This is a genomic window from Paenibacillus sp. 05T425, from assembly GCF_056396205.1.
Genome location: NZ_JBFTLA010000001.1, coordinates 565,877 through 578,621, shown reverse-complemented (window position 1 = coordinate 578,621; position 12,745 = coordinate 565,877). Strand labels below are relative to the sequence as shown.

Annotated in this window: 8 protein-coding genes; 6 read left to right on the top strand and 2 right to left on the bottom strand. The window is 48.4% G+C overall.

Annotation, left to right across the window (positions count from 1 at the left end; genetic code table 11):
* Nucleotides 1–64: 64 nt before the first annotated feature.
* A complete protein-coding gene (locus AC1DF0_RS02440; protein ID WP_477572957.1) occupies nucleotides 65–2,050 on the bottom strand; it encodes a beta-galactosidase in 1,986 nt (661 codons plus the stop codon).
* A 116-nt stretch (nucleotides 2,051–2,166) separates the two neighbouring features.
* Between AC1DF0_RS02440 and AC1DF0_RS02435 the strand changes: the two genes are divergently transcribed.
* A complete protein-coding gene (locus tag AC1DF0_RS02435) occupies nucleotides 2,167–3,009 on the top strand; it encodes a helix-turn-helix transcriptional regulator (RefSeq protein WP_477572956.1) in 843 nt (280 codons plus the stop codon).
* A 150-nt stretch (nucleotides 3,010–3,159) separates the two neighbouring features.
* Here AC1DF0_RS02435 and AC1DF0_RS02430 read toward each other — a convergent pair whose 3' ends face one another.
* Nucleotides 3,160–3,987 (bottom strand): AraC family transcriptional regulator, encoded by an 828-nt coding sequence (locus AC1DF0_RS02430; protein ID WP_477572955.1) that lies wholly within the window; start codon nucleotides 3,985–3,987, stop codon nucleotides 3,160–3,162.
* A 205-nt stretch (nucleotides 3,988–4,192) separates the two neighbouring features.
* Between AC1DF0_RS02430 and AC1DF0_RS02425 the strand changes: the two genes are divergently transcribed.
* From AC1DF0_RS02425 to AC1DF0_RS02405, 5 genes are all read left to right on the top strand, one after another.
* Nucleotides 4,193–6,370 (top strand): alpha-galactosidase, encoded by a 2,178-nt coding sequence (locus AC1DF0_RS02425; protein ID WP_477572954.1) that lies wholly within the window; start codon nucleotides 4,193–4,195, stop codon nucleotides 6,368–6,370.
* A gap of 43 nt (nucleotides 6,371–6,413) precedes the next feature.
* Nucleotides 6,414–7,391 (top strand): glycosyl hydrolase, encoded by a 978-nt coding sequence (locus tag AC1DF0_RS02420; protein WP_477572953.1) that lies wholly within the window; start codon nucleotides 6,414–6,416, stop codon nucleotides 7,389–7,391.
* A 233-nt stretch (nucleotides 7,392–7,624) separates the two neighbouring features.
* The gene (locus AC1DF0_RS02415) at nucleotides 7,625–9,394 is read left to right on the top strand and encodes a sensor histidine kinase (RefSeq protein WP_477572952.1); all 1,770 of its coding nucleotides are present in this window, start codon (nucleotides 7,625–7,627) and stop codon (nucleotides 9,392–9,394) included.
* Nucleotides 9,369–11,000, top strand: coding sequence for a response regulator (locus AC1DF0_RS02410; protein ID WP_442052505.1), 1,632 nt, complete (start codon nucleotides 9,369–9,371; stop codon nucleotides 10,998–11,000). Before AC1DF0_RS02415 ends, AC1DF0_RS02410 begins: the two co-directional genes overlap by 26 nt.
* 29 nt (nucleotides 11,001–11,029) lie before the next feature.
* Nucleotides 11,030–12,685, top strand: a complete 1,656-nt coding sequence (locus tag AC1DF0_RS02405; RefSeq protein WP_477572951.1) for a type 2 periplasmic-binding domain-containing protein — start codon at nucleotides 11,030–11,032, stop codon at nucleotides 12,683–12,685.
* Nucleotides 12,686–12,745 lie beyond the last annotated feature (60 nt).

Below are 12,745 nucleotides of genomic sequence, written 5' to 3'. Positions count from 1 at the left end.
GAGCTGTCCCTCAAGGTATTCAGCCTTGTGAGACAGCCCTTCGCAAAGATGCAAGCCACTGATCTTATAAAGTTAGAATATCTACTCCCAGAGCTGGCAGCGTCAACTTCTGCTCTGATTTCTCGCTCGTCAACAAGCTGCGATAGGGAACGTCAAGCGTAACCTCACGTTGCTCATTGGTCAAATTGATCAGGAACAGGAAGCTTTCCTCACCCTTCGTTCGAATCGACAGCTCGACACCTTCCGGCAGCTGGAGCTTGGGCGCCAAGTCCTTTTCCTTCAATATGCCTTCGAACAGCTGGTAGAAATACGATGGCTCCGGCCAAGTGCCGACATAATACACTTCACCTTCACCAAGCTTATTGACAGTTACCGCCGGCACACCCTCGTAAAAGTCGTTGTCATACCAGGCAATCGGTTCTGCTCCTCGCAGTTCCAGCAGATCGCACCATTGCTTCGCAGCGAATGTCCGGCCCTCCGCGTTCCGAATCCGATGCTCGCTGTTGCCGATTGCATCATATTCACTAACGACAACACCCGCCGCTTCCGCCAGCAGCCCCGGCAGAGGCAGCATCTCACATACATTCTTCATGTTCTTCACGCCTGTCCGATTGGTGAGGACGACCGTGCCGCCCCCGGCTGCGAAACGCTCCAGCCGCTGCGCTACTTCTTCACTTAACAGAAAGAGGGAAGGGACAATGACCAGCTTGTAGCCATCGAGCTCCTCGGTCCAGTTGATAACGTCCGTACCGACGCCCATTTTCAGAAATGCATTGTGCATAGAGGACAAGTTGTCCATATAGTGCATTCCCCCCTCCGCTTGCGCCTGAAGGGAAAGCGCCGTATGCTGATCGTGCGAATGCAGAATCGCAACCTGAGTAACGATTGTCGAGCCGGCCAGCAGTTCGCCAAGCAGGTTCACCTCGCGAGTAAGCTCCGCGAACTCCCTGAACCTGCGTCCAGGAACATTGCTGTGGTCGATAAGCCCATGCCAGAACTGTTCGGCTCCGACGGCAGCACTCCGCCAGCGGAAATGGACGACCATATCGGCGCCGCGGGCGATTGTCTGCCAGGAACGAGCTCGGATCAGTCCAGGATAAGGTGTGCGCTGAATTGGCATCCATGCGCCTTGCGCTCCGCTCAGCTGCTCCATTACCCAGAAATTGCGGCGCTTGATGCCGCGAACCAAGTCCAGCGACAGCGCTCCGTTCCTCGGAAACCGATCGCCATAATCGCGATACAGCTCATTCGGATAATAATCGACTGAGGCGAAGTCCAGCTCTTTGTAAAGATCATAATAGTCCAGGCTATTCGGGTATTGCCACATGTTATGCGTCACGAATTGGCCTGGACAGTTGCTGCGTAGAATTTCAAGCTGCCATCCCAGCAGATAACCTACGCTATCCGAGCAGAACCGCTTATACTCCAGAAGATAGGAAGGATTCATCGGCTTACTGGTACCGAGCGGCGTCGTTACCTCGGCCCAGCTGCTGTACTCCCCGCTCCAGACGACCGTGCCCCACTCCCGGTTCAACTCTTCCAGACTGGAATAACGCTTCTGCAGCCAAGCGACAAATGCACGATTGCACGTATCGCAATGGCATTCCTGATAGTGCATCTCGTTATCGATTTGCCAGCCAATGACGGCGGGATGCTTCGCATAGCGCTGTGACATCGCTTCCACAAATTTGGAGCCCAGCATTCTCAAGGAATAGCTGTTGTTGCAACGATGTCCACGCACACCCGGCCGGATGATTTGACGTTGCTCATCCATTGGCAGCACATCGGGATAACGGGTTGTCATCCAGTTCGGCGGGGTATTGGTAGGTGTGCATAAAACGATCTCCATGCCGCGCGCGGCGAATACTTCTATAGCCGCATCCAACCATTCAAACCGATAATCACCCTCGGTCGGTTCCATTCGGCTCCAAGCGAACTCCGCCATTCGCACAACCGCAACACCCGTCTCTTGCATAAGCGCTGCATCCTTCTCCCATAGCTCGGGAGTCCATTGCTCTGGATAATAATCAATTCCGATCTTAATCGTCATCCTGTGATCTCCTTTATTCATCAATATATTGCGATTATATGATATATTAATTCGAGTGAATATCTTAAATAATTAATACGATATAATAATATTAAGATAACAGGAGAGTTGATCGCATGCCTAATCCCAATCGCGCTTTCCCGGTACTTTCCGCCCGAGACAGGCTGCTCCCTTTTTATTTGCTTGGCATTGGTCTGCATCATGAACAGGAGCAAATACGCCGAGACTCAGGCATTCAGGATTATCAGTGGATTCAATGCCGCAGTGGCGAGGGCAAGCTCAAGCTAAGTGAAACGGAGTATATCGTCAAGCAAGGCATGGGCATGCTGTTGTTCCCCGGCCAGAAGCACGAATACTATGCTTTATCGGGGAGCTGGGAAGTCGACTGGATCATCTTCGATGGCAGCGGGTCAGCGAACTTGTTTGAATCAGTCGGCATTGTAGACACATGCGTATTCGCGCTCGCATCGCCCGAATACCTTCTATCCCGAATGCGGGAGCTGCTGCAAGCTGCCCTAACGCCGCAAGAGCAAACGTTAAACAATTACGCCTGCTCCGCCATCCTCTATACCTTATTGACGGAGATTATTCAGCGAATCTCTGTCGAGGGCAGCGATACCGTCGGGCAGCAGTATGAGCGGTTAAAGCCGGTCCTGGACTATATTGACCAGCATTATGCCGAAGAGATTACTTTGCAGACGCTCGCCGGACTGATGTGCGTCACACCGGAATATTTCTGCCATTTGTTCAAGAAAACGACGGGCATTCGTCCCATCAGCTATGTCAATCAAGTAAGGATCAACAAGAGCAAGGAACTGTTGCTCGACAATGTGCAGCCCGGGATGCAGGATATTGCTCATCAAGTCGGCTTCGAATCTGCCAGCTATTATGGAGCAATCTTCAAGAAGCTGGAGCGGCTCACACCCGGCGCCTTCCGCCGCAGCTATCAAAAGTCGTAACATATTCACTGTCCAAGTGCGTTCGGGGTGTAAATGCGTACCTAGTCAACTTGGAAGTAAAATCAATGGACATAAAAATCGCGTTATCCAAATGGGATAACGCGATTTTTTCAGGATTTCATTGAAATGCCAGCTGTGCTTGAGCAGGCATTAGGAAAAGATTACCTCTTTTGTTCGGTAATGCTTAGGGGAAGCTCCTATTATCTTTTTAAACATTTTGGAGAAGAGCAAAGGGTCATTGTAGCCGACGGAACGGGAGATATCACCTATCGACAGTTCAATGTTCCCCATCATTTCACATGCTTTTTGGATCCTAATACGAATTAAGTATTCCTGGATACTAATATTCATTTGTTGTTTGAATAACGAACAAAGATAGCTTCGATTGAGCCCGACTATGCGAGCAATGTCCTCAATGGTGATTATCTGAGCAAAGTTGGTTTCGACGATGTCCTTCACCTTTTCAACGTAAATTTCCGCGCGACTTTCCTTTTGCTCTGTTGGCGTTACCGGACCATATTCTGCAAGTAGGGATAATAACAAGTAAAGCAAACCGGTCAGTCTGGTTTCTCTCGCTTTATGATTTCTATTGGCCTCGGCCATTAACTTCAAATAATTATAGATCTTATCGTCTTTACCATAGTTGAGGATTGGGCATGCCCTTGTTAATCCTGCTTGCTTGAGGAGCAATTCCGCCAGTGTTCCGTCAAAACCAAACCAGCAATATGACCAAGGGTTTATGGAATCGGCTTGATAATAAGTAATGACATCGGGGCATATAAGAAAGCCCTGACCCTTCTGAAGCCGGTATTTGTTTCCGTCGACTTCAAAGATCCCTTCTCCGTCCAAAATATAATGGAGAAGAAAGTGACTTCTTATGGCTGGCCCAAAAAAATGATTCGGAATACATTCTTCAATGCCAAATTGAGTTAAATACAATTCAGTGTGCTGCTTGCTTCGTGACAAATACTCAATCATGGTATAACCCCTTAATATTAAAATACCAAGCATTATAACATAATTAGTGAGCATCATGCTATGTACTCATTAATAAGGATTGATATATTATTCCTGTATAGTTGACATAGCATCTAGTAATCAGTGCCAAGCTTAAAACCATATTTTATTTGAGAACACATGAAAACATTTGCTCTGAATGGGCAGTGTTGAGAGGAGAAGTGTTATGGGCATCATTGTTCAAGAGAATACGGGGCTTTTTCATCTGCAGTCGGCCGGCATGAGTTATCTTATTCAAATTGTGGACGGTTATCCTATTCACGTATATTGGGGGGATAAACTGAAGCACCGGGAACCCATGGCGGATTTATTCATTCACACTCCAGAGAAGGCTGGATTGGATCGCTTATTCCAAGAATACCCTCAATACGGGAGCGGGGACTTTCGTAACCCGGCTTATCAAGTAGAGCTTGAGGATGGAACTCGAATTACGGAGCTAAAGTACGAAGGTTACAAGCTCATAAGGGGGAAACCTTCATTAGCTGGACTTCCAGCCGTTTATGTAGAGGATGAAACCGAAGTAGAAACTTTGGAGCTGGAGCTGAAGGATGCCTATTCGGGTCTAAAAGTTGTCCTTATCTATACCGTCTTCGCTGATCGGAATGTCATTATCCGTTCTGCACGCTTGAGCAATGAAGGGGGGAAGAAGCTTCGGCTTCTCCGTGCGCTAAGTGCAAGCGTAGACTTCATGGATAAAGGGGACTTAGAAATCATCTATCTTTCCGGAGCCTGGGCGCGAGAAGGCAATATAACCCGTAGAGCGCTTCATCAAGGCGAGACTCGAATCGATAGCAAGAGAGGCATGAGCAGCCATCAGTTAAACCCCTTTTCCGCGTTGGTCACTCCTGATACAACGGAAAACCATGGTGAAGCTTACGGCTTCAGCTTAGTATACAGCGGCGGATTCGAAGCGGCAGCTGAAGTGGATTCATTCGGCTCTACGCGAATGAGCATGGGAGTGAATTCCTTTGACTTCACATGGCTGCTAAATCCAAGCGATAGCTTCCAAACACCGGAAGTCGTTATGGTTTACTCTAAGCAAGGATTGGGCGAGATGTCGCGTACTTATCATCGCTTGTACCGGACAAGGCTATGCCGAGGGGGATATCGGGATAAAGAGCGGCCGATTCTAGTCAATAACTGGGAGGCTACTTATTTTAACTTCAATGCTGATAAGTTGTTAGCAATAGCGGAAGAGGGGTCGAAGCTAGGAATAGAGCTGTTCGTATTGGACGACGGCTGGTTCGGCAAGCGGGATTCCGATAATTCATCTCTTGGAGATTGGCACGAGGATCGCCGGAAGCTGCCGGACGGACTTGCGGATGTGGCGGAACGCATTAATCGGCTTGGGCTAGAATTCGGACTTTGGTTTGAACCCGAGATGATATCGCCGGACAGCGATCTTTACCGGGAGCATCCGGACTGGTGTCTTCATGTTCCCGGACGCAGGCGCAGCGAAGCAAGATGGCAGCTCGTGCTGGATTATACTCGAAAGGAAGTTCGAGATTACATTTACGACTCCCTTTCGGCGATCTTCTCCAGCGTGCCGGTCTCTTATGTGAAATGGGACATGAACCGTGCTCTAACTGAAATGGGTTCCGCTTCACTGCCCTCTGAACGTCAATCGGAGACGGCCCATCGCTATGTTCTAGGATTGTACGAGCTGTTGGAACGCATCACCACGGCATATCCGAATATTCTGTTTGAGAGCTGCTCAAGCGGTGGAGGCCGCTTCGATCCTGGAATGCTCTACTACATGCCTCAAACCTGGACAAGTGATAATACGGATGCTGTAGAACGGTTAAAGATACAATACGGTACGAGCCTTGTTTACCCAGTAAGTGCAATTGGAGCTCATGTCTCAGCCGTTCCTAACCATCAAGTTGGACGGATAACGCCACTTGATTTTCGAGGGAACGTCGCCATGTCCGGAAACTTTGGCTATGAGCTTGATCTAACCAAATTCAGCGATGAAGAAAAAGAGATCGTCAAAAACCAAGTCATGACCTACAAGCAAATTCGCGGATTAGTTCAAAAGGGCGACTTGTATCGCCTGAAGAGTCCATTTGAAGGGAACGAATCGGCTTGGATGTTTGTATCCGAAGACAAAGAGGAAGCCGTTGTGTACTATTTCCAAGTGATGGCCGTGCCGAATGCACCGCGAAGAGCCTTGCGGCTTGATGGGCTTAACCCGGAACTTGAATACGAAGTTTGGTCAGGTGACCATGGGGAAACGTCAAGCTATGGGGGAGACAGGCTCATGCAATTGGGACTGCGCCTTGCTTATCATCAGAAAGACTATGAAAGCGGATGGTTCAGACTTAAAGCAGTTAAGGCAGAGTAAGGCTTGACTCCTCTAAGCCTATCCAAAAAAGAGGAAGTGACCCATGGGAAATCCGAATATCGCTGCAATTGCACCTTGCAATCCGAATGCTTCCAACGAAGTAAAAGCAGTACTACAGTACTTAATCGGGATAGCTGGCAAAGCTATTATTACCGGACAACACACGCAAACCAATTCGCAACAGGAACTCCAGTACATCGAAAAGGTTACGGGGAAGCTTCCTGCGCTTTGCGGCTTTGAGCTGTTAAGTTATTCGCCGAATATTAATTATGAAAACAGCAGTGCTGAGTGCCTGCTTGAGATTGAAGAGAACCGAAATACGCTTGACCGGGCTTGGGAATGGGCAGAACGAAAAGGCTTGATCACCTTCACCTGGCATTGGTTCTCTCCTTTTGGAAGCTGGGATAAGGGATTCTATTCGAATCATACAACATTTGACGCCTCCAAGGCTGTAATAGAAGGAACGGAAGAGTATAAGGCGTTCATTTCCGATATGGATCATATGGCCGATATCCTGAAACCTTTTTGCGAGATTCGGATTCCGGTTCTATGGAGACCCTTCCATGAAGCCGAGGGGGAATGGTTCTGGTGGGGTCACAAAGGCCCGGAGGTTGCTAAGCAGTTGTACCGCATTATGTATGACCGATATACGCGCGTTCATGCTCTGAATAATCTGATCTGGGTCTGGAACTCACCTTTGGCGGAAGGATATGTAGGTGATGATGTAACTGACGTGATATCAAGAGACCTGTATCCTCCCAAGCATACGCATACGGATTTGCAGCCCGAATATGAGGAACTCGTGCGCATAACCTCAGAACCGAAGTTAGTTGCATTAGGAGAGATTGGGGTGCTGCCCAGTATAAATCAACTCTCGATAACTAGAATTCCGTGGGTTTGGTACATGATCTGGTCAAACGAATTTGGATCGACTGCAGAGTGGACTTCCGAGGAGGAACTACTCCAGGCGTACCATCATGAATATGCGATTACACTTGATAAGTTACCCGTATTGTATTAATCCGGTTTTTTACTGCAATCTTATTTAGCGTTTTGCTGAGTTTTGATCTCCCGTTTATAAATCGCCCTGCGCTTCCCTTTGAAGCGGAGGGCGATTTCATTTGTTTGCCCGTTATCTGGCCATATCATTTGCATCGGCAAAGTGAAAGAAGAGTCGGATTTGTCTCATTGTTATGCCTTTCAGCAGACGGGTATAATAAAATATTACCAACGCGTCTATGAAAGGGGACGGAAATGAAGCTTACGCATCGCTTATGGCAATCATCTATTTATAAACGTTTGTTTATTGCTTTCATTGCCGCAACGATTCCGATCTATATTCTTGCCGGGATATTATATAGTTGGGCATCCAGCCTGCTCAGGAAAGATATCGTGGACTCTGCCGAAACCCAGTCCGAGAACTATATAAGCGGGCTTAACGGGACACTGGACCGCTTTAATTCGCTCCAATATGACATGCTGAACGATACGTATCTGATCCAATTGGTCAATGCGTACGACATTCTTGAACCTTATCGCAAAATCGAATTGATTCATTTTTTACGGGCAAAGCTTGTGTCTATCCGGAATAGCAGCGACTTAATCGTAGACACGCGACTATATCTGTCAAACATCGGAATAGAAATTTCGGCTGTCGATGGATATGGGTTGATGAAGGAGGATGTGATTACTCCTGCGATGCTTAATGATCCCTATAACATTATTTCATATAACGATAGCCTGCTTATCGTCGCATACCCCCTTGAGAGCGAATATAAAGACACTCCTGAAATAATCGTTGAAATCGAACTGCGATCCAGCGAACTGAAGCGGGGGGCCCAAGCCGCATTAGAAAAAGAATTTACGGGTGCGCTCGTTCTTGGACTAGGCAGCAATGCCAATAATATAATTGCAGTTGCGGATGATAAGCTAGAGCAACCCATTAAGGAGCATTATAGAAAGCTCGTAAAGGTTGAGTCAGAATCATCCAACGAGCTGCCCCCCGCAGATTTGGATAAAGACTATATCTTCGTTCACTCGGATTTGACGGAGAGCCGTTTATATGTCGATCATTATTTGTACAAGCCTACGATGTTTCGGACGATATCCGAGTATATTCAATGGTTTTGGCTATTCTTCGGGGCTACCGTTATGATGGTTGCGCTTTATCTGTACTATATCAACAGAGTCATTAACAAACCGATGGTGAAGCTTGTTCGTGCTTTTAAAAGAGTGGAGGAAGGCAATTTCGAGCTTAATATTCGCCATGACAAGGACGACGAATTCGGATATTTGTATGAACGATTCAATGAAATGCTTATCAACATGAAGGTATCCATCGACGAGGTGTACAATCAGCAGATTCATCGGCAAAATGCGGAGCTAAAGCAACTCCAGTCACAGATCAACCCGCATTTTCTCTATAATTGCTTATTCAGTATTATCCGACTCATTAAGATGCAGAAAGACGAGGAAGCTGTACAGTTCACGAATCAGCTCGCCAAGTATTTTCAGTTCATCACACGCAATAAGAGAGATACGGTGCCGCTTGAGAATGAAGCTTCGCACGCTCGCAATTACGTAATGCTCCAGCTTGCAAGATTCTCGGATCGGGTGTCGGTCGAGTTTGGTGAAGTGCCGGACAGCCTCAAGCCATTATCGGTCCCCCGTCTCATTATCCAGCCATTGGTGGAAAATGCATTCGTGCACGGTTTAGAAAACGTGACCGAAGGCGGCATGCTCCGAGTAAGCTTTCTGGATGAATGGGAAAGAGCCGTCGTCGTTGTGGAGGATAATGGCGAAGACAGCGACAACGGTTTGGCGAAGCTGAATGCTCTTCTGACAGGAGACCAAGAAGCTCAGGAGATTACAGGGATTTTGAACGTTCATAAGAGACTTCAATATAGCTACGGTGCTGGAAGCGGGTTGCGGGCCAGCAGAAGCGAGCTTGGAGGCCTAAAAATAGAATTGATCATCGAACGGAAAGGTGCGATGGCAGATGTATCGGATGTTAATCGTGGATGACGAAAAGCTTCTGCTTGACGGTTTGCACGAGCTATTTCAGGAAAATGAAGGCCACCGGCTTGAACTGTACAAGGCATCCAGCGGACTGGAAGCGCTCAGGGCCATGTCGGAGAAGCGCATCGACATCTTACTGTCGGACATAAAGATGCCTAAGATGTCGGGCTTGGAGCTCGGTGATCGGGTCAAGCAAAGCTGGCCGGAGTGCAGGCTTATCTTTCTAACGGGCTTCGACGAATTTGATTATGTTCATCATGCGATCAAGAACGGCGCCGAAAACTATATACTGAAGTCCGAGGGGGACGAAGCGATTGTCGAGGCGGTTCGCAAGACGATAGCGGAGCTCGAAGAGCAGCAGAGGATGGACATGCTGATCAAGCAAGCACGCGAGATCCAGCGGCAGCAAGCGGGTCATCATCGCGCGCTGTTCATATCCGACCTGCTGGAGGGATTGCAGCCCAAGGAAGAGCTCACAGCGCATACGTTGGAGGGTCTCGGAATCCGACTTGCTATCGATCGGTCGCTCATCATGGCGGTTGCGAGGATGGATTTGGCCGCGACTTCGATAAGGCTTCCCGAAAAGGAGCTTTTGTTCACGGCCCTTCACTCCGTTTGCGTTCGTTTTTTGTCCACCTATGTAGATTATGCGGATGTTATTTACAATCGGGAGTATTATGTGCTGCTCATACAAGCTCGTGACAACGCCTTTCAAACGCAAGAGAGGCTTATAACCTTTCTTCAAGGTTCAATCGAAACGATACAGCAAACGGCCGAGAAATCTACGGGACACACATTCTCGTTCGCGCTTACGGATAAGTTCATAGAATGGGGCGACACCTCTAAACAGTTCACGATCCTCAAAGCGTTCTTGTCCCGTTGTTATGACGCGAAGCAAATTATTATAACGGACAGAAATCTGCCGTTCATGGCCAAGCAGGATGAGGAGGAAGTACGTGGATTCATCGAGGTGTTCCACAAACGAGCGAATGCGCTGGAGACGTACATCGAATCCGGGCGAAAGGACGAAGTGCAGTCGATTCTATCGGAACTCAGCTCCTATGCAGAGTGGGAGGCCATCGACGAGATGAGGTATATGGAAATGTATTGCGCGGTTGCGCTGCGGCTTCTGACGGCAGCCAACAAATTCGGATTGGACCGCGACTCAGCCGTTGCTCCTCATATTGCTAAGCTCCTCCAGCCTGCGATCTTTCACTCGCGTAAGGAAAGCATAGCAACGCTTGAGCACCTCGTTAATTTATTCGATCATTATCATGCGGCGCAGTCTTCCAAAATGCGGGGAGACGTGCTGGGGAAAATCATTTATTATATCGAAACCCATTTGGATGGCGACCTCTCCATAACGAACCTGGCGGAGCAGGTATACCTGAATCCGGATTATTTATCTAGAATGTTCAAGCAATCAAAGGGTATTACGATATCCGATTATATCGCCGCTTTGAAGATTCAAAGAGCCAAAGAAATGCTTTCTGAGCCGCAAAGACTCGTGCAGGATATTGCCAAAGCGCTTGGCTTCACGTCAGCCGGTTATTTCAGCCGCTTCTTCAAGAAGGAAACGGGGCAGACACCGCAGGAATTTCGGACAGCATGAGGAGGGAAACGGCTTTGAGGGGGCTGGAAATGGCACGACGAAGCATGAAGGCTGCCTCCATACTTCTTGCGACATGCATACTGGCCTCATGCGCCGGCCAGACGGGCGATTCCGGCGTGGCGGGAGTCCAGGTAAGCGTTCCGCCTGATGGTCGCGGAAGTGTGGTGATGACGACCGGAGTCGGGATCGGAGACGTCATGTCGGACTTTACCGAAGAGAAGTGGGAGGATAGCGTATGGTTACGCGCTTATCGGGACGAATTGGGCATTGATATGAAGGCTGCTTGGTATGCGAAGGGAAAGGAAGCGATCACGCAAAAGGTGAGCGTTGCGATCGCGTCGGGCAAAATTCCTGATTTGTTGGCCGTTAACAGCGAACAATTATCTGCGATCTCGAGAACCAACTTGTATACCGATCTGACGAGCGTATATGATACCTTTGCGACACCGCTGACCAAATCGATTCTGAATGAGGACGACAAGCGTTCGCTGGCATCCGCTACGTTTGACGGAAAGCTTATAGCGATTCCAGGGCTTAACTCCGCTATTGACGGAGCTTCCTTCATGTGGATTCGCCAAGATTGGCTGGACAAGCTCGGGTTGAAGGTGCCGGAAACGGCAAGCGAGCTGGAAGAGGTCATGAGAGCTTTTGAGGACCGAGATCCGGATGGCAACGGCAAGGCAGATACGATCGGTCTCGTCCTGAGCAAAGATTTTTTGAATCAAGGCTTGGCTGAAGCTATCGGTTTGTTTAACGCTTTTGACGCTTATCCGAAAATTTGGGTCAAAGACAAAGGCGGAAATCTAGCATACGGAAGCGTTCAGCCTGAAGTGAAAGATGCGCTTGCCTTTTTGAGCCGCATGTATAAGGAAGGAATTATTGAGACCGATTTTGCGGCAATGGACACACCTGCGGCAGCAGAGCTTGCAGCAAGCGGAAGAGGGGGCGTCGTATTCGGCGCGATGTGGAACGGCATGTATCCGCTGCAAGGAACGAAAGATCGATTCAAGGATTCCGACTGGAGAGCATACCCTATCGTGTCCAAGAATGAACAGCCCGCTCATCCGCAAATCAAGCTGAATGTGGAGCAATATTTCGTCGTTCGAAGCGGCTACGAGCATCCGGAAGCTTTGATCAAGCTGATAAACTTTTGGACGGAGCTGAACTACGGCGATGCGGGGAGAGAGAGGTACGATCGATTTCTTGGTCTGCCTCCGGCTCCCGGCCATCATTATGCAGTAGCCAAAGTGTGGAAATCGAATAAAAACCTGCAAGCTTATTTGGATATTAAAGATGCTCTCGAGACGGGAGTGCTGTCCAAGCTGAATGCCGAGGAAAAGGGCTACTATGACAATATTCTCAAATACAGCGCCGGCGACGATTCCTTTGCCCAATACGAGAAAGTATTTGGCAGGACGGGCTCCTACGCCGTCATGAACGATTATGTACAACGTGATTTGTTCAAAATGGACGAGTTTTACGGCGCTTCTACGGAAGCGATGAGGTCTCGATTGCTGACGATTGATCAAATGATTTCCGAATATTACACGAAAGTGATTATGGGGACAGAGTCTATTGACCAATTCGATGCTTTCGCAGCCAAGCTTGGCCAAATCGGACTTGATGAAATAACGAAGGAAGTTAATGAATGGAAAGAAACAGACCGTGCAATGTTCTCCAAATGAAAGATATGGAGAGCTGCACGGTCTGTTTCTTTAATGAAGTCGGTAGAGTGCAAGGATTCT

Excerpts from the sequence above, each read along its gene's own strand:
- AC1DF0_RS02440 (WP_477572957.1), bottom strand. The coding sequence starts at position 2,050 with ATGACGATTAAGATCGGAATTGATTATTATCCAGAGCAATGGACTCCC.
- AC1DF0_RS02435 (WP_477572956.1), top strand. The coding sequence starts at position 2,167 with ATGCCTAATCCCAATCGCGCTTTCCCGGTACTTTCCGCCCGAGACAGG.
- AC1DF0_RS02430 (WP_477572955.1), bottom strand. The coding sequence starts at position 3,987 with ATGATTGAGTATTTGTCACGAAGCAAGCAGCACACTGAATTGTATTTA.
- AC1DF0_RS02425 (WP_477572954.1), top strand. The coding sequence starts at position 4,193 with ATGGGCATCATTGTTCAAGAGAATACGGGGCTTTTTCATCTGCAGTCG.
- AC1DF0_RS02420 (WP_477572953.1), top strand. The coding sequence starts at position 6,414 with ATGGGAAATCCGAATATCGCTGCAATTGCACCTTGCAATCCGAATGCT.
- AC1DF0_RS02415 (WP_477572952.1), top strand. The coding sequence starts at position 7,625 with ATGAAGCTTACGCATCGCTTATGGCAATCATCTATTTATAAACGTTTG.
- AC1DF0_RS02410 (WP_442052505.1), top strand. The coding sequence starts at position 9,369 with ATGTATCGGATGTTAATCGTGGATGACGAAAAGCTTCTGCTTGACGGT.
- AC1DF0_RS02405 (WP_477572951.1), top strand. The coding sequence starts at position 11,030 with ATGGCACGACGAAGCATGAAGGCTGCCTCCATACTTCTTGCGACATGC.